Below are 23,491 nucleotides of genomic sequence, written 5' to 3'. Positions count from 1 at the left end.
GACAAAGAGAGAAACCAGACCCGCTGCCACACGGATCGGCAACTGTGCGCATTCAGAAACGCTGGCTACGATGCGCGCGAAATATCCCGCTTGCTGCGCTTGAGTTCCGCATCCAGTTCTGCCGGTTTATGGCGCGCTGCTGTCAGGGCATCGTCCAACGATTTACCCTCAACCGCCGCAGCCGCAACCCGCGACAGGGCATAGGTCGCAACCCGCTTGGTGCCCTTCAACGCAGCACGGCTCAGACCGATGGCCGCAAGATAGGTGTGGTAGGGTCCAAGAGTGCCCGGACCAGGTGCCACCTGCCCGTTCGACACCGCCTCACACGCGGTCACATCTGTCGACACATAGGCGCGACAGATCATCGGACGGGCATCGTAGGCGCGACAGGTCCGCGTTTCGGGATCAAGCGACGGGCACGCCTTGGGATGCCACGCGCGCCCATCGCGTTGCCCGACCAAAGGCGCAAGTGTGCTGTGCAGGGCAACCGCCTCGGATTCCGTGATCGTGCCGCCATCGTCACCCGACAGGATGCAGCAAAACGCACAACCCGACGCACAGTCCAGCCCGGTGGGCGACATCGCGGATAATCCAAGCTGGCCAATTGCGGTCGCCGCAGTCCCATCCGCCAGATCCGCGATGGCCTGCATCCCCTGTGCCTGCGCACCGACATACGCCGCAAGCCCACGCTTGGCACGATCGCTGACCTCGGGGGTGCTGGCGACCCGCGCTTTTTGCAGTCGGTCGGCAAGCGTCATGACTTTGCTCATGCCAGCGTCACACCGGCCTGCACCATGTTCTGTTTCGCGGTCGCAAGCGATCCGTTCAGATCAATCGCGCGGCACAGGTCAAGCCGCACGGTCACGTCAAAGCCCAGTTTTGCCGCGTCGATGGCGGAAAATGCGACACAGAAATCCGTGGCAAGGCCCACCATCGTCAGCTTGGTGATCCCCCGCGCGCGCAGATACCCCTCAAGCCCAGTCGGCGTTTCATGGTCATTCTCGAAGAACGCCGAATAGCTGTCGATGGCGCGGCGAAACCCCTTGCGGATCACCATCTCCGCGCGATCGGTGTTCAGGTCGGTGTGAAAGGCAGCACCGTCCGATCCGATCACGCAATGATCGGGCCACAAGACCTGTGGCCCATAGGGCATGTCGATCATGCTGTAGGGATCGTGTCCCTCGTGCTCCGACGCAAAGCTCGAATGTCCCGCAGGGTGCCAGTCCTGCGTCAGCACAACCGCCTCGGCGTCGGCCATCAGCGCGTTGATCCCCGGTACGATCACGTCGCCTTCGGGCACGGCGAGCGCACCTCCGGGGCAGAAATCGTTTTGCACGTCAATGACGATCAGCGCGGACATGGGGCAGCCTCCTGTTGGATATGTCTTGGGTAAGAAGCCTGCCCCCAAGGGTCAAGGGTTGCGGCATTCAGGAACCTTGCATGGGCGCGCAACCGGGCGTAATTCCGCGCCCATGTTTACGGTTTGCGCACTTTATCACTTCACCCGCTTCGACGATCCCGCTGCCTTGCGGGATCCGCTGCTTGATGTCTGCCGTGACAACGCGATCACAGGCACGCTTCTTTTGGCGCGTGAAGGCATCAACGGCACGGTGGCTGGCCCCAAGGCTGGCATTGACCATTTGTTAACCCATCTGCGCGCCCTGCCCGGTTGCGCCGCTCTGGAATGGAAGCTCTCCACCGCGCAAGAGCGCCCGTTCCCCCGCATGAAGGTGCGGCTCAAGAAAGAGATCGTCACGATGGGTGTTCCGGACGTCGACCCCGGCGCCAAGGTCGGCCATTACGTTCAGCCGTCCGACTGGAACGAATTGATCCAAAGCCCCGATGTGGCAGTGATTGATACCCGCAATGATTACGAGGTCGCCATCGGTACGTTTGAGGGCGCAGTTGATCCCAAGACCGACAGCTTTCGCGAATTCCCCGAATGGTGGGAACAGAACAAGGACCGCTTTCACAACAAGCGGATCGCGATGTTCTGCACCGGGGGCATTCGCTGCGAAAAGTCCACGAACTACCTGATCAGCCAGGGGGTCGAAGAGGTGTATCACCTCAAGGGCGGCATCCTGAAGTACCTTGAAGAGGTGCCGCAGGACCAAAGCACATGGCAGGGAGACTGCTTTGTGTTCGACGGTCGCGTATCGGTGGGTCACGGGCTGACCGAAGGGCCGCATCTTCTGTGCCACGCCTGCCGCCGCCCTATCCTGCCAGAGGACCGCGACAAGCCTGAGTACGAACATGGCGTGTCCTGTCACCTGTGTGTCGGGGAAACCTCGGACGACGACAAGGCACGGTTCCGGGAACGGCAGAAACAGATCGCTTTGGCCGAAGCGCGCGGTGAACGGCACTTGCACGCTGACGTGGTTGACGAAAATTAAATACGTCCGAACCGGCCCATTTGTTTCGCGCGCGAAACAACAGGTCAGACCTGCTTACCTTTTCAGACGGTCCTCACCGCCCAAAAGACACTCGCGTGTCGGACCAGCCATCCACCGAACATTTCGCCCGGATGAAAAGCGGGCCTTCGGGCAAGTCACCGACACTCAGGCTGCGCGTGAAGGGCTGTTCGGTTTCGTGTGGATGCAAAAGCTCCCGTGCGCCGATGACGGTGCCATCCTCGGTCTCGATCCGCCAGCCATCGGCATAGTGGTCCCATCCCGTATCAGGATGCGCCAGCGTGACGGAGACCTGGCTTCCTGAAACGTCGATACCGACAACATCGGGCGGATCCGCCAGAACGGGCGGTGCGAAACAGGTGAGGCAGATCAAGACACGGGTCAGCATGGCACCAGCCTATCAGACGCCACGATGACCAAAAGTCACATTTTCGCGTCCGGCGCGCCGTTCAGAAGAACGTGCCGCGATTGGGACGCAAATTCCCGGCGCAGGATCACCAGCAGGGTCACAAGCGTTGCCAGGATCAACGGTCCGGCCCCGAGGAGCCACGCCGAAGACGCGATGCCGAAATAGATCAACCGCAAGCCGCGATTGTAGCCGCGCGCGGCGGTGATGTTCAGCTCACCCGCCTGAAGCGCGATCGGCAACGCCTTGGGGTCCTCGGGATCGTTCGGCACCGCTGCCATGATAACCGAGCAATACCCGAACAACCGGTGCGACCAGACGAACTTGAGAAAGGCGTTCGCAGCGAACAACACCAACACCAGCAACTTGACCTCGAGCAGGAAGATCGGATCACTTTCCAGCGTCAAATCCTGCGCCACGCCGCGCAGTCGCTCGGCATTGCCCAAAAGCGCAAAGCCACCGCCGATGGCAATCATCGTCGCCGAGGCGAAAAACGCCGTGCCCTGCCGCAGGCTCGAGATGATCTGGCTGTCGAAGATACGCGGATCGCGCTGAACAAACTGGCGCATCCAGTCGCGGCGATACTCGGCCATGATCTGCGACGTGGAGGGACGCGATTTGGGAGCGTTTTCGATGATGAACGTGCTGCCAATCCAACTCAGGATCAGCAGGCCCAGGCCAATCGCGTCGAGGAGTGTGAACAGGTAGAGGCGGTCGAACCAGTCCATCGGTCAGAACGGCTTGACGACGACAACCCAAAGGATCGCGATGACGCCGAACACGCTTATTTCGTTGAAGATGCGCAGATAGCGGTCGGATTCGGTGAACACGCCGCGTTTCGCACGCAGCACCAGCCGACCGGTCCACATGTAATGCAGCGTCAGCAGCACTACGAGCGACAGCTTGACCCAGACCCATGTCGGGAACTGCCAGATCGACCCGAGCCAGAGGCCGGTGATCAAGGCGATCACGCCCAACCCCGCAGAAAACCGGTAGAGACGGATCGTGAGATCCCCCAAAGGGCCGAATTCGCCGATGCGGTCATGTTCACGCTTCCAGTAGATGAGCGCACGCGGCACCGCGAAAATCGAGGTCATCCACCCCATGACGCACAACAGATGAATGATCTTGACCCAGTCCATAAACGCTTGGTGACGGTGCTTTTGCGCAAAGGCAAGAGGCCCAGATGCCGCGCGCTGCGAAATTTCTCTGGCTTATCCTGCAGGATTGGTTATATCTTCTTACCAATTTAAAGGAAACGCCATGCAGATGCCCCAACCCGATTCCAGAGTCCTGTCGCTGAAGGCGCAGATCGTTTCGCGTCTGCGCGCAGTGTTGCCACAGGATGCCGTGATCTCTGACGAGATGGAAACCCGCGCGTATGAATGTGATGCGCTGACCGCCTACAAGTGTCCGCCGCTTGCGGTTGTCCTGCCCTCGTCGACCGAAGAGGTGTCGGCAGTGCTGAAGGTCTGTCACGAGATGGGTGTGCCGGTGGTTCCGCGCGGATCGGGCACATCCCTTGCCGGGGGCGCATTGCCCACCGCAGATTGCGTTTTGCTGGGCGTGGCGCGAATGAACGACGTGATCGAGACCGACTACGACAACCGGTTTATCCGCGTGCAGACCGGGCGCACCAATCTGAGCGTCACGGGTGCTGTCGAAGCGGACGGGTTCTTTTATGCGCCCGACCCCTCCAGCCAGTTGGCCTGCGCCATCGCGGGCAATATCGCGATGAATTCAGGGGGCGCGCATTGTCTCAAGTACGGGGTGACAACGAACAACCTGATGGGTGTCACCTTGGTGAAGATGGATGGCACCGTGCTGGAGATCGGGGGAAAGCATCTGGATTCCGGAGGATATGACCTCTTGGGCCTGATCTGCGGATCTGAAGGGCAGTTGGGCGTCGTGACCGAAGCCACACTGCGCATCCTGCCCAAGCCCGAAGGCGCCCGCCCGGTGTTGATGGGATTCGATGCCAACGAGGTCGCGGGTGCCTGCGTGGCCGACATCATCAAGGCCGGTGTACTGCCCGTGGCCATCGAATTCATGGACCGCCCCTGTATCGAAGCGACCGAAGCCTTTGCCAAGGCAGGCTACCCGATGTGCGAGGCGCTGTTGATTGTCGAGGTCGAGGGCAGCCCGGCCGAGATCGACGAACAGTTGGCGTTGATTCTGGAGATCGCGCGGCGGCACAACCCGGTGGAGCTGCGGGAGGCGAAGGATGCGGATGAGGCCGGGCGTATCTGGCTGGGCCGCAAATCGGCCTTTGGCGCGATGGGGCAGATCAACGATTACATGTGTCTGGACGGAACGATTCCTGTGTCGGAACTGCCTTATGTGCTGCGCCGGATCGGCGAGATGTCCAAGGAATACGGGTTGGACGTGGCCAACGTGTTTCATGCCGGTGACGGCAACATGCACCCACTGATCCTGTTCGATGCGAACAAGGAAGGCGATCTGGAGCTGTGCGAAGCGTTCGGCGCGGACATCCTGCGGCTCTGTGTCGAGGTGGGCGGATGTCTGACCGGGGAACATGGTGTCGGCATCGAGAAGCGCGATCTGATGGTGGACCAGTTCGCACCTGCGGACCTTGAGGCGCAGATGGCGGTGAAGGACGTGTTCGACCCCGCATGGTTGTTGAACCCGGCCAAGGTGTTTCCCTTGGCGGCGTCCGAGAGCCGTCGCAATGTCGCGCTTGCGGCAGAATGAGGATTGGGGGCGCTGCCCCCGTCGCGCTTTGCGCGACTCCCCCGGCATATTTGAGAAAAGAAGAAGACCATGAGACCTGAGACAGAGGCCGACCTGGCCGGGATGATTGCATCGGCCTCTGGACCGATTGCTGTGCGCGGTGGGGGAACGCGGGGCGTTAACCTTAATGGAGAGTTGCTGGAAACCGGGGGGCTGTCGGGGATCACGCTTTACGAGCCGGGATCGCTGACCCTTGTCGCGCAGACGGGCACACCCTTGGCCGAGATCGAAGCGGCTTTGGATGCGGAGGGGCAGCGGCTGGCGTTTGAGCCGATGGATCATCGCGGCCTGATGGGCACGTCCGGTGAGCCGACCATTGGCGGTGTCGTCGCGGCCAATGTCAGCGGACCACGTCGGGTGTCAGTGGGCGCCTGTCGGGACTTCATGCTGGGTGTGCGCTATGTCGATGGCACCGGGACCGTGGTCAAGAATGGCGGGCGCGTGATGAAGAATGTCACCGGTTTTGATCTGGTGAAGTTGATGAGCGGATCCTGGGGAACGCTTGGCGTTCTGAGCGAGGTCAGCCTCAAGGTGCTGCCCAAGCCCGAGACCGCCGCTTGCGTGATGATCGACGGGTTGAGCGATGGTCAGGCTGTGCGTGTGATGGCCACCGCGCTTGGATCACCGTTTGAGGTGTCCGGTGCGGCGCATCTGCCCGTTGGGCCGGACCGGACACCTGTGACCATGCTGCGGATCGAAGGATTTGACGGGTCGGTGGCCTATCGCGCGGAGCGGGTGGCGGGATTGTTCCCTGACCACAAGGTACGGATCGAACGGGACCCCGAGGCGGTTGCCGATACCTGGATCCGGGTCCGGGACATTGTGCCGTTTCACGGGGTCGCCGGCGATGTCTGGCGGGTGTCCTGCACCCCCACTCTGGCCGCAGAGCTGGCCGAGACGATCAAGGCCGAGGCGCTGGTTTATGACTTGGGTGGTGGCCTGATCTGGGCGCTTGTGCCGGAAGGGGCGGACGTACGGGGCCGGTTGGGATCGTTTGACGGGCATGCGACGCTGGTGCGGGGCAGCGGGCAACCGAAGTTTCAACCTGAACCGGCGGTGCTTGCCACGCTGTCGAAAGGTTTGCGGAAACGGTTCGATCCGAAAGGCATCCTGAACGCGGGATTGATGGGGTAAAAGATGCAGACGACGTTTACAGACGCGCAGTTGCGCGACCCGGACATTTCGCGCTCCAACGAGGTTCTGCGCAGCTGTGTGCATTGCGGGTTCTGCACCGCGACCTGTCCGACCTACCAGGTGCTGGGCGACGAATTGGACAGCCCGCGTGGGCGGATTTATCTGATCAAGGACATGCTCGAGAACGAGCGGGTGCCGGATGAAAAGACGGTCAAGCATATCGACCGCTGCCTGTCCTGTCTCGCCTGCATGACAACCTGTCCGTCCGGCGTGCATTACATGCACCTGGTCGATCACGCGCGGGCCTATATCGAAAAGAACTATGACCGGCCCTGGCATGAAAAGGCACTGCGCTGGACCTTGGCGCGCATCCTGCCCTATCCAACGCGGTTTCGGGTGGCGTTGCTATTGGCGAAGATCGGCAAGCCCTTTGCGCCGCTGATCCCGGATGCGCGGCTGAAGGCGATGCTGGAGATGGCACCGAAGCGCATTCCGCCGGTGAGCCGCAATGACGATCCGCAAAGCTTTGCGCCCACTCAGCCGCGTCGAAAGCGGGTCGCGCTGATGACGGGCTGCGCGCAGAAGGCGCTGAACACCGATATCAACGATGCCACGATCCGGCTGCTCACGCGGCTGGGATGCGAGGTGGTTGTTGCCAAGGGCGCCGGCTGTTGCGGGGCGCTGACGCATCACATGGGCAAGGTCGACGAAAGCCATGTATCGGCGGCCGCCAATATCCACGCCTGGGCGCGCGAGATGGATGGCGATGGATTGGACGCAATTGTGATCAACACCAGCGGCTGTGGCACGACGGTCAAGGATTACGGGCACATGTTCCGCAATGACCCGCTGGCCGAGGATGCGGCGCGGGTGTCGGGGATTGCCCGGGATGTAAGCGAAGTGCTGGTCGAACTGGTGGATGAGGACAGTGTCGCGCAGGCCAGGACGGTGCATGGCGGCATCAAGGTGGCCTACCACGCCGCCTGTAGTCTTCAGCACGGCCAGCAGATCAAGACTCATCCGAAAACGTTGCTCAAGGCTGCAGGGTTCGAGGTGGTGGAACCTGCTGACAGCCATCTGTGTTGCGGTTCAGCGGGCACCTACAATCTGATGCAGCCAGAGATTTCAAAACAACTCAAGGCGCGTAAGATCCACACGTTAGAGGCGAAGCAGCCTGATGTCATTGCAGCAGGCAATATCGGCTGCATGATGCAAATAGGCTCTGGGACAGGTATTCCCATTCTCCATACGGTTGAGCTCTTGGATTGGGCCACCGGCGGGCCAATGCCGAAAGCCTTTCAAATATCAGAAAATTAACGACAAAGTCACACTTTTGCCCGAATAGAACAGTAGCTCAGTTTCCAACTGGAGGTGATTTGTGCGCCATATGCTCTTTGGGGCCATGTTATTCGTGTTGCCCGCGGTTTCCGCAGCACAGGGCACCGGGCTGTTCTCGATGGAGAGTCGCCAGGATGGTCGCGCATGGGAAGCTGTTGGCCGCCTTGAACTTGCCGGGAAGGCGTTTTGCACCGGATCGCTGATCTCGCCTCAGATGGTGCTGACCGCTGCGCACTGCCTTTACAACGATGACGGTGCGCTGCTTGCGCCCGAGGACATCCAATTTCTGGCGGGCTGGCGCAACGGACGTGCGGCGGCCTACCGGCGTGTGCGGCGTGCCGTGGCGCATCCGGATTACGATTTCAATGCAGAACCCAGCTCGGATCGGGTGCATAGCGACATTGCCCTGATCGAATTGCAGCACCCGGTGCGCAACACGACGATCATCCCGCTTGTGACCGGAGAACGCCCTCACGTTGGGGAAAGCGTCGGTGTGGTGTCTTACGCGCACAACCGCTCTGAAGCGCCTTCGATGCAGGACACCTGTGACGTGATTTCGGCGCAAGAGACCGTGCTGATCTTGTCTTGCTCGGTCGATTTCGGCAGCTCCGGATCACCGGTTTTCGCCTTTCACCGGGATGGCCCACGGATCGTTTCCGTTGTGTCGTCCAAGGCCAAGAGCGGGGGCAGGCCTGTTTCGTTGGGTGCGCCACTGGACGCCCAGATCGACATGATCCTGGCGATGATGGACGGTGGTGCCGGTTTTGAAGTCGGATCGGCCTTTCGGCCTTTCCGCGCCGAAGAGGGCGCACGCAAGGACACCGGCGCAAAGTTCATTCGCCCGCAAGAGCCTGTTTCAGACCTCTTGAAACCCTGATCTGACCTTCCCAGATTAATGACGTCGGGATGCCCAAACGGGGCCTGGCACCATGAACCGAGCCTGTCCACGATGGAAGGCTTGTCACATCTGGTATCGCTCAATGGAGGATGACCTATGCGAGGATATGATTTCGCACCGCTTTACCGCGCAACTGTCGGCTTTGACCAAATTGCCGACCTGATGGACCGGGTTTTGACCAACGAGGTCTCTCAGTCCACGTACCCACCCTACAACATCGAAAAGACTGCAGACGATGCCTATCGCATCTCGATCGCTGTCGCCGGGTTCTCGGACGACGATCTGACGGTCGAGGTCAAGGACGGCGCATTGCTTGTCTCTGCCAACAAGGTGGATGAGGACGAAGACCGCACCTTCCTGCACCGTGGCATTGCCACCCGCGCTTTCCAGCGCCGGTTCCATCTGGCCGACCATGTTCGGGTTGTTGGGGCCAGCCACGAGAACGGCATGTTGCATATCGACCTGCAGCGCGAGATTCCCGAAGCGTTGAAACCGCGCCGGATCGCGATTGCCAAGGCGGATGCGGTCGAAAAAGACGTGTTTGACGCAAAGGCGGTCAACTGACGTCATTCGGACCGGAAACGACAAAGGCGCGGGGTGTCCCGCGCCTTTTTTTGTTCCTTCAATCGACCTTGAGAGGGATCAGAGAGCACCCTCGATGGCAAACAGCATCGTTTCGCCGGAGTGTTCGTCGACGCCATCATTGTCGGTGGACACCCACATCGTGCCGTCTTCGGTGATGGCCAAGCCTTCGACCTTGTCCAGAACATAGCCGCCTGTCGATGTCAGGTAGGGCAGCAGGTCCAACACCTCTTCCTTGGTCACGACGGGCAGGTCGCCACCCAGCGGTGCGGGCACCATTTCGGACAGGGCGACGCGGTACACTTTCTTGGTCACAGCCGCCGCGCCGATCTGGTTGTCACGTTCGATGATGTAGACGTGTTCGCCATGCGCGGTGATTTCCGACAAACCGACCCAGCCAGTTGCAGGTTCGGCTTTTTCATAGCGCACGGCACCCCATTCCTTGGAGTCGAGGTCATAGGCGACCAGCTTGACATGGTTCGCCGGATCGTCGGCCCATTCACGTTGAACCGCCATCCAGAGTGTATTGCCCATCTTGGTGATGCCTTCGAAACCGAAACGTGTTTCGACCGCCAGCAACTCGGCCGGAACCGGGATGGTTGTTTCGATCTCGCCATCGCCATTGATGTGATAAATCGCATGCAGGATACCGCGATCCAGACGGCCTTCGGACGCGACCCAGAAGCCGCCTTCGCCATCCAGCGTGATACCTTCCATGTCCATCAACTGCGCGGGTTGACCGCCACGGGTGACCGGGATCGCCTTGACGATCTGCGCCGGGGTCTGGCTTGGGTCGATGTGGAAGATGGTGGGCTGGAAGCCATAGAAGCTGTCATTGACGGCCCAGAGCGTGCCATCGCTGTCAGCGACCATGCCGGAATTCGCACCCCAGCCGGTCAGCGTGTCCATACCGGCAGAGGTGATGTGCGGATAAGAGGCAGGCGCGTCCTGGTATTCGTAGATCATCACATGCGCGCGCGCGGCACCGTCTTCGATCCCGTCGAATTCATTGGCAGTGGCAAGCAGGTTGCGGCTTGGGATGGCAACCGCACCTTCGGGGGAAATGCCCGAAGGCAGCAATTGCTTGAGCACCGGGTTGGCCGGGTCAGTCATGTCGTAGACACCGATGACCGATGCGCGCTCTGCCAGCAGAAACACATAGGGCGTGTCACCGAACACCGCGAACTCCATGCCTTCGGGCTCAACACCCTTGGCGTCGGAGCGACGATCCGGGTAATGGCCGATCTGGACCACGGCATGCTCGAACGACGCGTCGCTTTCGTAAACGACGGTGCCGTCCTTGTGGAACACGGTAAAGCCGCGCGATCCGCCGTCCATGTCGCCTTCGTTGGCGGTCACGACATGGTCGGTGTCGATCCACTGGATGCCATCGGGTTCACGCGGCACACTTGTCAGGGTTTCCGAAAACAACAGCGCCGCGCCTTCGTCGGTGGCGTCGACATTTTCAAGATCCACTGAACCGGCAGAGAAGTGGCTGATCACCTCACCGGTCGGAGAGAGAACCACGATGTGGTTGTTTTCCTGCATCGTCACGACGATCTCGCCATTGGCGTTCACGTCCACGAACTCGGGCTCGGGGTCTTCAGGCGCGATGGCGGCAAGGCCGGTCACGTCAGCACGGACCTGCGCGTCGCACTGCATCATGCCGTTTGCATCAAGCGGGATGATCGACACATGGCCAGCCGGCATCTGCGGCACGCGGCCATCGCCTGCATCCTCGTCACGTTCGTTTTCGATCGCCACTGTCACGAAAGACGCATCCGTTGCAACGGCGGTCGAATCGGGCTGACCGCCCAGATCGCAGCGCCCGGCCTCAGCACCGGTTGCCATATCGAGGTGCAACAGGAAGCCCGACGGCGCGGTGTAGCTTTCAGACGTGTTCACGCCGACAAACACCGTGTTGCCCAGTGCGGACACCGCTGTCGGTTCGCCGCCTTCAAGGGTGACGTTGCCCTTGGGCTGCGGGTTTGAAGGATCGGTGATGTCGATCATGCCGATCACACTCAGCGGGCTGTCGGAATAGACCAGCGTCATACCATCGGAACTGGCCGAAATGATCTCGGCGCTAGACACGCGGGAGGTGTCTTCACCCTCGGCCATGTTTGTGACGACCGGAAAGGACGCGACGCGGTTGAAATTCATCTCGGCGGACGCAGCCGAGGCAGTCAAAGCTATGGCCGATGTCAGGCACAGCGCACGATATGTCATGGAAATCCCCCTTGGATTGACAAGAGGGAGGTGCCGCCAAGTCAAGACACGCGCATGACAGTTTTGATTCAGTTTTGTGAACTTGCGCGGCATGAGACCCTTTGAAGGGTCTCATGCGATTTTTCGAAAAATCGCTGCCTCAGACGCTCAGGCAGACATATTTCATTTCGAGGAATTCCTCGATGCCATGATGGCTGCCTTCGCGACCAAGGCCCGATTGTTTGACGCCACCGAACGGTGCGACCTCGGACGAGATGATGCCGGTGTTTACACCGACGATGCCGTATTCCAGCGCTTCGGCCACCTTGTAGACGCGGCTCAGATCCTTGGCATAGAAATAGCTGGCAAGGCCGAAGATCGTGTCATTCGCCAGTTCGATCACATCGTCTTCGGTCTCGAACTTGAAGAGCGGAGCGAGCGGGCCAAAGGTTTCTTCGGTCGAGAACGACATCTCCTTGGTGGCACCGGTGACGATGGTCGGGCCAAAGAAATTGCCGTCCTTGCGATGATCTTCTTCACCCAGGATCACTTCGGCACCTTTGGCCTTGGCGTCCTTGATGTGGTCCTGCACCTTGTCGATGGCATCCGAGTTGATGAGCGGGCCAAGATCGGTTCCTGCTTCAAGACCGTCGCCGACTTTCATCTTCGAGACCTTCTCTTTCAGCTTCTGCGCAAAAGCGTCATAAACGCCCGCCTGAACGTAGATGCGGTTGGCACAGACGCAGGTCTGGCCGTTGTTGCGGAACTTGCACATGATCGCGCCGTCGACGGCTGCGTCGATATCCGCATCGTCGAATACGATGAAGGGTGCGTTGCCGCCCAGCTCCATCGAGCATTTCATCACCTGATCGGCTGCCTGCCGCAGCAGGATGCGACCCACTTCGGTCGAGCCGGTAAAGGTCAGCTTGCGCACCGCGGGGTTCTCGCACATCTCCTTGCCCACTTCGGACGACGAAGACGACGGCACGACATTGAACACGCCCGCCGGGATGCCAGCACGTTCCGCCAGAACACCCAGCACGATGGCCGAGAGCGGGGTTTCGGCGGCAGGCCGCGCGACAAAGCTACACCCGGCGGCGAGCGCCGGACCGGCCTTGCGGGTGATCATCGCGTTGGGGAAATTCCAGGGCGTGATCGAGCCGACAACGCCGATGGGCTGTTTCATCACCATGATGCGCTTGTCACGCTGGTGGCCGGGAATGGTTTCGCCGTAGACTCGCTTGGCCTCTTCCGCGAAGAACTCGATGAAGGACGCGCCATAGGCGATCTCTCCCTTGGCCTCGGTCAGGGGCTTGCCCTGTTCGGCGGTCAGGATCGTGCCCAGATCCTCCTGGTGTTCCATCATCAGGTCGAACCATTTGCGCAGCACACCTGCGCGTTCCTTGCCGGTCCACTTGGCCCAGTCCTTTTGCGCGGTTTCGGCAGCGGCGATGGCCTTGGCCACCTGCGCACGCGACAGGTCGGCGACCTCGGCAATCGTGTCACCGCGCGCCGGATTGTCGACGGCGAAGGTGCCATCGTCCCCGTCGATCCAGGTGCCGTTCACATAAGCCCGCGTTTCGAGCAGGGACGGATCGTTGAGCAGGCTGGCGAGGTTTGTTGTCTGGTCGAGCATGGGATCCCTCCGGTTTTTATGCTGACAAAGATGGAACACTTGATACATGCATTGGCAAGTGTTGATGTTTTGGAGACGCGACGTGGATTGGAACGACGCTTATGCTAATGCGCCTCATATCCCGAACGGGGCAGATTTCCCAGACCAATGGCGTGCGGATGCAGATGTATTTCGTGGAAAGATGTCCGTTCTGGGCCGCGCCCGTCTTGGGGTGATGTATGGCCATGGAACGCGCGAGGTTGTGGATCTGTTCCTGCCTGATCGCACGCCAAAGGGCATTTTTGTCTTTGTGCATGGGGGATTCTGGCGCCAGACCGACGGATCGCTTTGGTCGCATTTTGCGCAAGGTGCGTTGGACAACGGTTGGGTTGTGGCGATGCCGACCTATGATCTCTGCCCCCGCGTTCGCATTTCCGACATCACCCGTCAGGTCGCAAACGCGATCACTGTTGTTGCCCGAGAGTTCGAAGGCCCGATCCGGTTGGCCGGGCATTCCGCAGGTGGGCATCTTGTGTCGCGTATGCTGGACCCCGGGATCTTGCCGGGTGATGTGCTGACGCGGGTGGCGAAATCTGTGCCCATTTCGCCGCTGTCGGATTTGCGCCCCTTGTTGAAGACGCTGATGAATCAGGACTTCAAGATGGACGAAACCGCCGCCGCGGCAGAAAGCCCTGTGCTGATGGACGCCCCATCGATTCCCGTGACGGTCTGGGTTGGGGCAGAAGAACGCCCCGTGTTTCTGGATCAGGCCAAGTGGCTGGCTGATGCCTGGGGCTGCGAAAGGATCGTGGACCCCGGAAAGCACCATTTTGACATCATTAACGGGCTGATCAAAGCAGATAGCCCGCTGATGCAGTCAATTCTGCAGGGCGCTTCTTGACACTCCGCTGATTTCGGCAAGAGCTTGCCCCCGCGCCATGTCTTTTTTGAGCTTTGAATTGACTGAAAGAGACAGGCCGCACTGATCAAGCCCGTGCAAGGATCGCCGGGAAGGAGTCGAACGACATGCGATATTCAGGATTTCGGGTGATCAAGGAAGCGCTGACCGGCCATCGCGGCTGGGGTCCGGCGTGGCGCGATGCGGATCCGAAACCCGCCTATGATTACGTCATCATCGGGGGTGGCGGGCATGGTCTGGCGACGGCTTATTACCTTGCCAAGGAATACAAGCAGTCGCGCATCGCCGTGCTGGAAAAGGGCTGGATCGGGGGCGGCAATGTGGGGCGGAACACCACGATTGTGCGGTCTAACTACATGCTCGATGGCAACGAGCCGTTCTACGAATTTTCGCTCAAGCTCTGGGAAACGCTGGAACAGGATCTGAACTACAACGCGATGATGAGCCAGCGCGGGATCATCAACCTGATGCATTCCGACGCCCAGCGCGACGCCTATATCCGGCGCGGCAACGCGATGATCCTGCACGGCGCGGATGCCGAATTGCTGTCGCAAGAGCAGGTGTTGGAGAAGTACCCGTTTCTGAACGTGAAGAACGCGCGTTTCCCTGTCATGGGTGGGCTGTTGCAGGCGCGTGCAGGCACCGCGCGGCATGATGCGGTGGCGTGGGGCTATGCCCGTGCCGCCGACCAGCGCGGTGTCGACATCATCCAGAATTGCGAAGTCACGGGTTTCCGGATTGAAGGTGGCAAGATCCTCGGCGTTGAAACCTCGCGTGGGTATATCGGCGCCAAGAAGGTCGGATCTTGCGTGGCCGGATCATCGTCCAAGGTGATGGCCTATGCCGGGATGCGATTGCCCATCGAAAGCCATGTCTTGCAGGCTTTTGTGTCCGAAGGGCTCAAGCCCGTGCTGCCCGGTGTCATCACCTTCGGCGCGGGGCATTTCTATTGCAGCCAGTCCGACAAGGGTGGGCTGGTTTTTGGCGGCAATATCGACGGCTACAATTCCTACGCCTCGCGCGGCAACCTGCCGATGGTCGAGGACGTGATGGAAGAAGCGATCGCGATGTTCCCGATGATGGGCCGCGCGCGGCTGCTGCGGTCCTGGGGCGGGATCATGGACATGTCGATGGACGGCTCACCAATCATCGACAAGACCCATATCGACGGGCTCTATTTCAACGGCGGCTGGTGTTACGGCGGGTTCAAGGCAACGCCTGCGTCGGGCATGGTCTATGCCCATCTGCTCGCCACCGACACACAGCATGACACCGCCACAGCGTTCCGTCTGGACCGGTTCCACACCGGGCACATGATCGACGAAAAAGGGATGGGCAATCAGCCCAATCTGCACTGATGATCCTCAACCACCCCCTTCTTGGCCCGCGCGACCTTAGCGAATTTGTCTACCTGGGCGATGCGTGCCTGATCAACCGCCCTGACTGGCAAGCGGACGATGCGCTGAACCAGTTCATCGACTACGGCCACACCCGTGACAACCCGGCGGGACTGCACCGAGAGCTTTGGTATCACGAACAAGGCGACCGGTCGTGGCTGGTGGTGACGCGAAACACCGTCACGCACGAGATCACATCGGTGGAGCTTGCCCGCGACGTGGCGCGGACAGAAGGGCGGTCGAAATGAGCCAGAAGAACCGTTTGGACGGCGGGCTGATCGACCGGTCAGAGACATGGTCGTTCCGCTTCGACAGCCAGCACTACAAGGGTCACAAGGGCGACACGCTTGCCTCGGCGCTGCTGGCCAACGGCGTGCGGTTGATGGGGCGGTCGTTCAAGTACCACCGCCCGCGTGGGGTGATGACCGCCGGATCGGAAGAGCCGAACGCGATTGTCGAGTTGCGCGAAGGGGCACGCAAGGAGCCCAACACGCGGGCAACAACTGCAGAGCTTTACGACGGGTTGCGGGCCAATTCGCAGAACCGCTGGCCATCGCTGAAATTCGACGCGATGCAGGTGAACGACCTGCTGTCGAACTTCTTTGCCGCCGGGTTCTATTACAAGACTTTCATGTGGCCCGCCGCGTTCTGGGAAAAGGTCTACGAGCCGATCATCCGCAAGGCCGCCGGTCTGGGATCGCTCAGCCTTCAGGACGACCCGGACGGTTACGACAAGGGCTTCCTGCACTGTGACGTGCTGATCATCGGCGGCGGTCCTGCTGGCCTTTCCGCTGCACTGACCGCCGGGGAAAGCGGCGCGCGGGTGATCCTGTGTGACGAGGATTTCCTGATCGGTGGGCGTCTGAACCTTGAGACCTATGCCGTAGGCAGCATGTCCGGCGCGGCATGGGCGGCGGAAACAGTCGCGCGCTTGCAGGCGATGCCCAATGTCCGTGTCATGCCCCGCACAACAGTCATCGGAGCCTTCGATCACGGCGTCTATGGCGCGGTCGAGCGGATCAGCGATCACCTTGCTGAACCCGAAGACGGCAAGCCCCGGCAGATCCTCTGGCGCATCACATCGAAACGTTCGCTGCTCTGCGCCGGGGCCACCGAACGCCCCATCGTGTTCGAGAACAACGACCGCCCCGGTATCATGCAGGCCAGTGCCGTTCGCGCCTATGCGAACCGCTGGGCGACAACGCCTGCGGGGCAGGTGGCGATCTTCACCAACAATGATGACGGTCATCGCACCGCCTCTGATCTGGTGGCGAAGGGCGTTGAGGTTGTGTCGGTGATCGACACCCGCGCCGATGCGCCAACCTCGTCCGACTATGATGTGATTGCGGGTGGCGTGATCGACCAGACATGGGGTCATCTTGGGCTGTCCCAGATCGAATTGAAGATGCCCAAGGGTGGCATCCGCCGTATAAAATGCGGGGCTTTGGGTGTGTCGGGCGGCTGGAACCCGAACGTGCATCTGACGTGTCATCAGGGTGGTCGTCCGGTCTGGAACGAGGCGCTTGTCGCCTTTGTCCCCGGAGGCACCCTGCCCCCCGGCATGACCGTCGCAGGAGCGGCTAACGGCATCTTCTCGACCCACGGCGCGCTGCACTCCGGCGCGGAGGGGGCCAAGGCGATCCTTGCCGATCTCGATTTCAAGACAAGCGCCCCCACCCTGCCCGAGGCCGAGGACACTCCGGTCAAAATCACCCCGTTCTGGCATGTCAAAACCGCCAAGCGCGCGTGGGTGGATCAGCAGAACGATGTGACCGCGAAGGACATCAAGCTCGCGCATCAGGAAAACTATGTCTCGGTCGAGCACCTCAAGCGCTACACGACACTGGGCATGGCAACCGATCAGGGCAAGACATCGAATATCGCCGGATTAGCGATCATGGCCGAGGTTGCGGGCAAGGCGATTCCCGAGGTCGGCACCACCATCTTCCGCCCGCCCTATACACCGACCGCGATGGGCGTCTTCGCAGGCCGGGCATGGGGTATGGAGACCAAGCCAACACGCCTTACCCCCAGCCACACATGGGCCAAGGAACAAGGCGCGGTGTTCACCGAAGCCGGGCTATGGTTGCGCGCGCAATGGTTTCCGAAACCCGGCGAGACCCATTGGCGGCAAAGCTGCGACCGCGAGGTGATCCAGACCCGCAAATCGGTAGGCATCTGCGATGTGACCTCGCTGGGCAAGATCGACGTGCAGGGTGTGGATGCCGCCGCGTTCCTGAACAAAGTCTACTGCAACGGCATGGCCAAGCTGCCGGTCGGCAAGGTGCGCTACGGCCTGATGCTGCGCGAGGATGGGATCGTGATGGATGACGGCACGGCGGCGCGGATGGCCGAAGATCATTTCGTCGTCACCACGACCACCGCCCATGCCGTCGGCGTCTACCGGCACATGGAATTCGTGCGCCAGTGTCTGTTCCCGGACATGGACGTACAGATGATCTCGACCACAGATGCTTGGGCGCAATTCGCCGTCGCCGGGCCAAACTCTCGCGCATTGCTGGAAAATATCGTGGACGATGGCGTGGACCTGTCCAACGACGCCTTTCCTTTCATGGCTTGCGGCGAAATCACCATCTGCGGTGGGCTGCGCGCGCGGCTCTTCCGTATCTCGTTCTCGGGCGAACTGGCCTACGAGGTCGCGGTCCCGACCCGCTATGGTGACGCGCTGATCCGGCGTTTGATGCAGGCGGGTGAAGAGTTCGACGTAGTGCCTTACGGGCTTGAGGCGCTGAACGTCATGCGCATCGAAAAGGGCCACGCGACGGCGAACGAACTTAACGGGACAACGACGGCGCTGAACCTCGGCATGGGCAAGATGGTGTCCAAGGCCAAGGATTCCATCGGATCGAAACTGTCCGAACGTCCGGGCCTGAACGAACCGGATGCTCTGAAGCTGGTGGGTCTGAAGCCGGTGAAAGCCGACCACACCATTCCCGCAGGGGCGCATCTGATGACCAAGGGCACAAAGGTGACAGGGGCCAATGATCAGGGCTATGTGACGTCAGCCTGCTATTCACCCAACCTTGGATGTCACATCGCACTTGGGTTCCTGAAATCAGGCGACACGCGCATCGGCGAAATCATCCGTCTGGTCAGCCCGCTGACTGGCGTCGATCACGATGTCGAAGTCGTCAACCCGCATTTTGTCGACCCGGAAGGAGACCGCCTTCGTGCATGATCTGGATCCAACCTGCGCCCTTGGCGGCACTGAACCGCACGTCGATACCGTGGCGGGTGTGACGTTGACGGAAAACCCCGATCTTGCCCTTGCATCGGTCGCGGCGCGACGTGGGCAAGAGGAAACCTGCCGCGCCCATCTCTCCGACCTGTTGGAGTCGCCTGCACCGGCGCCGGGCAAGACCGTGTTGCACGATCCGGAGGCATCCTTCTGGATGGGTCCGGATCAATGGATGGTCGGTGCGCCGATCGCGACGCATGAAGACCTCGCCGCGCAGCTGAAAACCCGGTTCAAGACGACCGCGTCAATCACCGAGCAAACCGACGCTTGGGTTTGTTTCGACATGCGTGGCGACGGGATCGAGGATGTGATGCGCCTGTGCTGCAATGTCGACATCGACCGGATGCAAACCGGGGATGCCCTGCGGACGGTCGTTCACTATATGGGTATCTATGTCCTGCGCCGTGATCCGGCGAACTGGTTGCGCATTCTGGGGCCGCGATCCTCGGCGGGATCGTTGCATCATGCCCTGCTGACGGCCATGCGGGCGGCGTTGTAGCACATTCGGGACAAGACTCGCAGGAAGGGCCGTTTTTTGGAACAGTTGGTGCGATGGTGGGTTAAACTGCTGGAAGGAGAAAAAAGATGACAGCAGAATTTATTGTACCGCTTCTCGCGTTGATGACCATGCTTACCTTTATCGTTTTCGCCTTGGTCAGCAAACACCGGACCGAGGAACAGCGAAACGATCCGTCCGCGCCGAAGTCGCGGCTGGCCGAAGACGCTCCGAACTCCTGATCTAACGGAGTCTGAAATAACCCGTAATCCAAGTCGCGCGCGCCGAAAATCCGGCGCGCGTTTTTTCGACACCCCGTCCGTAAACGATGTCTTACTCGGGGGAAAACGGTTGAAATTCGAACGTGATGATCAATCCGTGGCAATCATCCTCGTCAATTTCCTGAAGATCACCATTCAACTGGCTGGCGAAGGCAAGGATCAACCGCTTTCCAAGACCTGTTCCAACAGTCCTTGATGCGGTTGGGTCAACGCTGTTTTCAATCGTCAAACGCACGTTTGTCGTGTCATCCCGCGTGAATTCCTTCAGGTGAACCTTCAGACGAAATACACCATCCTCCCCCGGTCCGCCGTATTTGAAGGCGTTGGACAAGGCCTCTGTGGTGACCATGGCAAGCGGGCTTGTCTGGTCGGGCAGCAGGGTTACCGGATCCATATCAAGGTCGATCTGCACGGTTTGATTGTCCGGCGTTCCAGCCGCGTTGACCTGTGCGACCAGGTCACCCAAGAGCACGTCAAAGCGGATATGGGTCAGGGATGGCTCTTGATAAAGTGCGCGGTGAACGGACGCGAGGCTCGTCACCCGATCCTGAAACTGGCGAAGGGCTGACACAGCTTCGGGGCTGGCCACCTGACGGACCTGCATGTTGATGATCGAGGAGATCAATTGAAGATTGTTCTTCACGCGGTGATGCACCTCTTTGAGCAACACCTCACGTTCGAAAACCGAGTTTTCAAGATCTGCCTCGTCGCGCAGCAATTGATCCGCCATCGCTTCGAACGTGGCGTTGATCGTCTTTATTTCACTGGGCGCATCTTCGATATTCTCGGATCTTTCGACATCGCGATAGGTCGCGAAACGGCGCATCCGCCGCCCCAGGTCGCGGATGTGGCGCAACACCAGCCGGTTGAGCGAAGTCACGGCCACCACAATACCGACCAGCCACATCAGGAACGGAAACAACAGTGTCGAGATGGTGAACCAGGGCGCTGTTGTCCGCTGTAACGCGGTGCGACCCCAACTGCCCAGAGCATACACTTCACCGGGCAGGATCGGCACAACCGAGATCAAACGCGTTTCGCCGGAACGCGTGGTTGCCGTGAAAAATGTATCGTCCTGATCAACAAAACCGACATACGACAAGCCGCCCGGAAGGTACTCTTCTAGTGGCCCGTCAGGTGTAAAGGTCGACAGGATGTCACCGAACTTGTTGAACGTGACCAAAGCCACATCGCCGTCCATCCCAAGCGACGAGTCCGGTCGCAACAAGGGTTCGGTTTGGAACGAGATGAGGGCAAAGCCCTTGAGGTCACCATTCTGGTCATAGGTCGGATATGCCACGATGATGACAGGCAGTTGACTTGCCGATCCCCGAGGTTCGAACGCGATATAGGGTTCGGGGTTCGCAAAAAGCTCTTGTGTCCGTTCGCTTTGTGGAAAATCGAACAGGCGACCCTGGCTGTTGCACCTTGAAACTGAACCCGGTTCCAAGAGACCTGCGAAGGCAAGCCGTGGGTTGGTCTCGAGCACCCGCTGCATGATCGCCGTGCAATCGCTTGTGCTGAACTCGGCCGCACCCAACGTGTCCGCCAAGGTTCGTGCTGTTCCAAGTTTGCTGAACAGCGCCCGCCGCTCTGGTTCGACCAGGGCGCTGGTGCGCGCATGGATCGACGATTCCAGGTTTTCATTCGTGATGTGCAGTGCCCGCCAGCTTTGCCCCATGGCAACAAGTCCGATTGGCAGCAACGCGAGCGACAGAAGGAACGCAATGCGCACCACCAAGCTTTGGCGAAACGCCTTCGCTTTCGTGTCCCTTTCGTCGGAATTTACGCTATCGGACTCCTGCGTGTGCATGAAATCTATGTCAGCCGCGTGTTGCGGAAAACGATCGGTTCCCGCTCAGCGAATGTCGTTTTCGCAGTGGTGGTTGCCGACGCTTGGTTCAGTGACATTGTTTCTTGCCTGATTGTTTTGCTTGGATGCCAAGTTTGCAACGTCTGGGTATGCAACTTGTTCCACACCAAACGATGAGAAAAATGTGAACCTGTTCTCATTTCCGTCTTTCGTTTTGTCTGAGGGCAAAAAGCCACAGTTTTCGCTATGCTGGTCTTTTAAGTTTAGTGTCTCTAACACTTGTGTCGACACTGTGCCGAAGAACGGGTGATCCTTGGTCAAACTCACACAGAACCCACACCGGACGTCGGACATACAGGAAAAGGTTCTCGAGGTTGCAATCGGGCGCGAGCTTCGATCCTTTCGCAAGCAAAAGAACATGACAGTCTCGGATCTGTCCAAACAGACAGATATTTCCGTCGGCATGCTATCGAAGATCGAGAACGGTAACACCTCGCCCTCTCTGACGACACTTCAGACCTTGGCCAACGCGCTGTCTGTTCCGCTGACCGCGTTCTTTCGAGGGTTCGAGGAAAAGCGTGAGGTCGTCCACACTCCGGCGGGCCAGGGAGTGACCATTGAACGCGAAGGCACACGCGCCGGGCATCAGTACAACCTGCTTGGCCATATCGGAGCCAACACCAGCGGCGTGATCGTAGAGCCCTACCTGATCGTGCTGAATTCAGAATCCGATACGTTCCAGACGTTTCAGCATGACGGCATCGAAACCATCTTCATGCTCGAAGGCGCTATCGACTATCGCCATGGGTCTTCGATTTACCCCCTGCGCCCCGGTGACACGCTGTTTTTCGAGGCCGACGCGCCGCATGGGCCTGAAACGCTGGTTGACCTGCCCGCCAAGTACCTGTCGATCATCAGCTACGCCCAAAGCTGAAAAATTAGGCAAGTCAGTATTCCTACGGGGAAAATTTAATTCCCCTTATTGTCTGCGCATATGGGCAATGCTATCCAATGCCATCGTCTTGAACCCCGATAACGCAAAAGGAACGCGGGATGTGTGGAATCGTCGGATTATTCCTCAAGGATCGTTCGCTTGAACCGCAGCTGGGGTCGATGCTGACCGACATGCTGATTACCATGACAGATCGCGGCCCCGACAGCGCGGGCATCGCGATCTACGGCAAGGAAGACCTCGGTAACTCCAAGCTGACAGTCCAGTCCGACACCCCCGATCAGGCCTTTGCCACGCTTGAGTCCGATCTGAGCACCGCCCTTGGCAGCACGGTGAAGATGCACCGCAAGGACACCCATGCCGTTCTGGAAATTCCGCGTGGACATCTAACCGCCGCCCGCGCCGCACTGGCCACGGTCAACCCCGATATCCGCGTCATGTCGTCGGGCGATACGGTGGAAATCTACAAGGAGGTCGGTCTGCCCAAGGACGTGGCGGACAGGTTCGACCTGCGCGCCATGTCCGGCACGCACGGCATCGGCCACACGCGAATGGCGACGGAATCGATGGTCACAACGATGGGCGCGCACCCGTTCAATACCGGGCCAGACCAGTGCCTTGTCCATAACGGGTCGCTGTCCAACCACAACCGCCTGCGCCGCAAGTTGCAGCGCGAAGGCATCCATATCGAAACCGAGAACGACACCGAGGTCGGCGCCGCCTATCTCACATGGCGCATGCAGAACGGCGCGACCCTGGGCGAGGCGCTTGAAAGTTCTCTGGACGATCTGGACGGGTTCTTCACCTTCGTCGTCGGCACCAAGGACGGGTTCGGCGTGGTCCGTGACCCGATTGCCTGCAAACCCGCCGTCATGGCCGAAACCGATCAATATGTGGCCTTCGGGTCCGAATACCGCGCGCTGGTCAATTTGCCGGGCATAGAACAGGCCCGCGTCTGGGAACCGGAACCCGCCACCGTCTATTTCTGGAGCCACGACGACACCTCCACCCCAACCGAAAAGGCCGCCTGA

General features: G+C 60.0%; 22 protein-coding genes. 14 read left to right on the top strand and 8 right to left on the bottom strand.

Translation table 11 applies throughout. The features are described from left to right. Positions 1–65: 65 nt before the first annotated feature. The gene (locus ACTIEN_RS13320) at positions 66–770 is read right to left on the bottom strand and encodes a YkgJ family cysteine cluster protein (protein WP_439523636.1); all 705 of its coding nucleotides are present in this window, start codon (positions 768–770) and stop codon (positions 66–68) included. Further along, a complete protein-coding gene (gene pncA / locus ACTIEN_RS13315) occupies positions 767–1,360 on the bottom strand; it encodes a bifunctional nicotinamidase/pyrazinamidase (protein WP_439523635.1) in 594 nt (197 codons plus the stop codon). Before pncA ends, ACTIEN_RS13320 begins: the two co-directional genes overlap by 4 nt. 112 nt (positions 1,361–1,472) lie before the next feature. On the opposite strand from pncA, the gene trhO reads away from it, so the two are divergent. Continuing rightward, on the top strand, positions 1,473–2,393 hold the full coding sequence (trhO, locus tag ACTIEN_RS13310; RefSeq protein ID WP_439523634.1) for an oxygen-dependent tRNA uridine(34) hydroxylase TrhO: 921 nt from the start codon (positions 1,473–1,475) through the stop codon (positions 2,391–2,393). Between the two features lie 73 nt (positions 2,394–2,466). Here trhO and ACTIEN_RS13305 read toward each other — a convergent pair whose 3' ends face one another. Genes ACTIEN_RS13305 through ACTIEN_RS13295 form a run of 3 tightly spaced genes read right to left on the bottom strand, consistent with a single transcriptional unit; the run spans position 2,467 to position 3,959 of the window. Beyond that, the gene (locus tag ACTIEN_RS13305; protein ID WP_439523633.1) at positions 2,467–2,799 is read right to left on the bottom strand and encodes a hypothetical protein; all 333 of its coding nucleotides are present in this window, start codon (positions 2,797–2,799) and stop codon (positions 2,467–2,469) included. A gap of 35 nt (positions 2,800–2,834) precedes the next feature. Beyond that, on the bottom strand, positions 2,835–3,545 hold the full coding sequence (locus ACTIEN_RS13300) for a DUF599 domain-containing protein (RefSeq protein ID WP_439523632.1): 711 nt from the start codon (positions 3,543–3,545) through the stop codon (positions 2,835–2,837). A gap of 3 nt (positions 3,546–3,548) precedes the next feature. After that, positions 3,549–3,959, bottom strand: coding sequence for a CopD family protein (locus ACTIEN_RS13295; RefSeq protein WP_439523631.1), 411 nt, complete (start codon positions 3,957–3,959; stop codon positions 3,549–3,551). A gap of 121 nt (positions 3,960–4,080) precedes the next feature. Here ACTIEN_RS13295 and ACTIEN_RS13290 point away from each other — a divergent pair, with 121 nt between their 5' ends. From ACTIEN_RS13290 to ACTIEN_RS13270, 5 genes are all read left to right on the top strand, one after another. After that, positions 4,081–5,529, top strand: a complete 1,449-nt coding sequence (locus ACTIEN_RS13290; RefSeq protein ID WP_439523630.1) for an FAD-linked oxidase C-terminal domain-containing protein — start codon at positions 4,081–4,083, stop codon at positions 5,527–5,529. 69 nt (positions 5,530–5,598) lie between these two features. Beyond that, positions 5,599–6,702 (top strand): FAD-binding protein, encoded by a 1,104-nt coding sequence (locus ACTIEN_RS13285; protein ID WP_439523629.1) that lies wholly within the window; start codon positions 5,599–5,601, stop codon positions 6,700–6,702. 3 nt (positions 6,703–6,705) lie between these two features. Next, a complete protein-coding gene (gene glcF, locus ACTIEN_RS13280) occupies positions 6,706–8,019 on the top strand; it encodes a glycolate oxidase subunit GlcF (RefSeq protein WP_439523628.1) in 1,314 nt (437 codons plus the stop codon). Between the two features lie 70 nt (positions 8,020–8,089). Beyond that, positions 8,090–8,917, top strand: coding sequence for a trypsin-like serine peptidase (locus ACTIEN_RS13275; RefSeq protein ID WP_439523649.1), 828 nt, complete (start codon positions 8,090–8,092; stop codon positions 8,915–8,917). Positions 8,918–9,034: 117 nt separating this feature from the next. Continuing rightward, a complete protein-coding gene (locus ACTIEN_RS13270; protein ID WP_439523627.1) occupies positions 9,035–9,502 on the top strand; it encodes an Hsp20 family protein in 468 nt (155 codons plus the stop codon). Between the two features lie 78 nt (positions 9,503–9,580). On the opposite strand, the gene ACTIEN_RS13265 is transcribed toward ACTIEN_RS13270, so the two are convergent. After that, positions 9,581–11,749, bottom strand: coding sequence for an esterase-like activity of phytase family protein (locus tag ACTIEN_RS13265; protein WP_439523626.1), 2,169 nt, complete (start codon positions 11,747–11,749; stop codon positions 9,581–9,583). 139 nt (positions 11,750–11,888) lie between these two features. Next, positions 11,889–13,364 carry an NAD-dependent succinate-semialdehyde dehydrogenase gene (locus tag ACTIEN_RS13260; protein WP_439523625.1) on the bottom strand — a complete coding sequence of 492 codons (1,476 nt, stop codon included), beginning with the start codon at positions 13,362–13,364 and terminating at the stop codon, positions 11,889–11,891. Positions 13,365–13,446: 82 nt separating this feature from the next. Between ACTIEN_RS13260 and ACTIEN_RS13255 the strand changes: the two genes are divergently transcribed. The 6 genes from ACTIEN_RS13255 (at position 13,447) to ACTIEN_RS13230 (ending at position 19,656) form a co-directional block, all read left to right on the top strand. Next, on the top strand, positions 13,447–14,244 hold the full coding sequence (locus tag ACTIEN_RS13255) for an alpha/beta hydrolase (protein WP_439523624.1): 798 nt from the start codon (positions 13,447–13,449) through the stop codon (positions 14,242–14,244). Between the two features lie 125 nt (positions 14,245–14,369). Next, on the top strand, positions 14,370–15,620 hold the full coding sequence (locus tag ACTIEN_RS13250; RefSeq protein ID WP_439523623.1) for a sarcosine oxidase subunit beta family protein: 1,251 nt from the start codon (positions 14,370–14,372) through the stop codon (positions 15,618–15,620). Continuing rightward, positions 15,620–15,907 (top strand): sarcosine oxidase subunit delta, encoded by a 288-nt coding sequence (locus ACTIEN_RS13245; RefSeq protein ID WP_439523622.1) that lies wholly within the window; start codon positions 15,620–15,622, stop codon positions 15,905–15,907. The genes ACTIEN_RS13250 and ACTIEN_RS13245 overlap by 1 nt, the downstream gene beginning before the upstream one ends. Next, complete coding sequence (locus tag ACTIEN_RS13240) at positions 15,904–18,858, top strand: sarcosine oxidase subunit alpha family protein (protein WP_439523621.1); 2,955 nt, start codon at positions 15,904–15,906, stop codon at positions 18,856–18,858. The genes ACTIEN_RS13245 and ACTIEN_RS13240 overlap by 4 nt, the downstream gene beginning before the upstream one ends. After that, on the top strand, positions 18,851–19,417 hold the full coding sequence (locus tag ACTIEN_RS13235; protein ID WP_439523620.1) for a sarcosine oxidase subunit gamma: 567 nt from the start codon (positions 18,851–18,853) through the stop codon (positions 19,415–19,417). Before ACTIEN_RS13240 ends, ACTIEN_RS13235 begins: the two co-directional genes overlap by 8 nt. Positions 19,418–19,503: 86 nt before the next feature. After that, positions 19,504–19,656, top strand: coding sequence for a hypothetical protein (locus ACTIEN_RS13230; protein ID WP_439523619.1), 153 nt, complete (start codon positions 19,504–19,506; stop codon positions 19,654–19,656). A 91-nt stretch (positions 19,657–19,747) separates the two neighbouring features. Here the strand turns inward: ACTIEN_RS13230 and ACTIEN_RS13225 are convergent, their stop codons facing one another. Beyond that, a complete protein-coding gene (locus tag ACTIEN_RS13225) occupies positions 19,748–21,508 on the bottom strand; it encodes a sensor histidine kinase (protein WP_439523618.1) in 1,761 nt (586 codons plus the stop codon). Between the two features lie 313 nt (positions 21,509–21,821). Here ACTIEN_RS13225 and ACTIEN_RS13220 point away from each other — a divergent pair, with 313 nt between their 5' ends. Both ACTIEN_RS13220 and ACTIEN_RS13215 read left to right on the top strand, forming a co-directional pair. Beyond that, complete coding sequence (locus ACTIEN_RS13220) at positions 21,822–22,442, top strand: helix-turn-helix domain-containing protein (protein ID WP_439523617.1); 621 nt, start codon at positions 21,822–21,824, stop codon at positions 22,440–22,442. A 119-nt stretch (positions 22,443–22,561) separates the two neighbouring features. Then, positions 22,562–23,491, top strand: a complete 930-nt coding sequence (locus tag ACTIEN_RS13215) for a class II glutamine amidotransferase (RefSeq protein ID WP_439523616.1) — start codon at positions 22,562–22,564, stop codon at positions 23,489–23,491.

Source organism: Marivita sp., from assembly GCF_051859345.1.
Classification (GTDB): domain Bacteria; phylum Pseudomonadota; class Alphaproteobacteria; order Rhodobacterales; family Rhodobacteraceae; genus Marivita.
The sequence above is the reverse complement of the archived record's forward strand: the minus strand, read 5'-3'. Positions and strand labels throughout refer to the sequence as shown.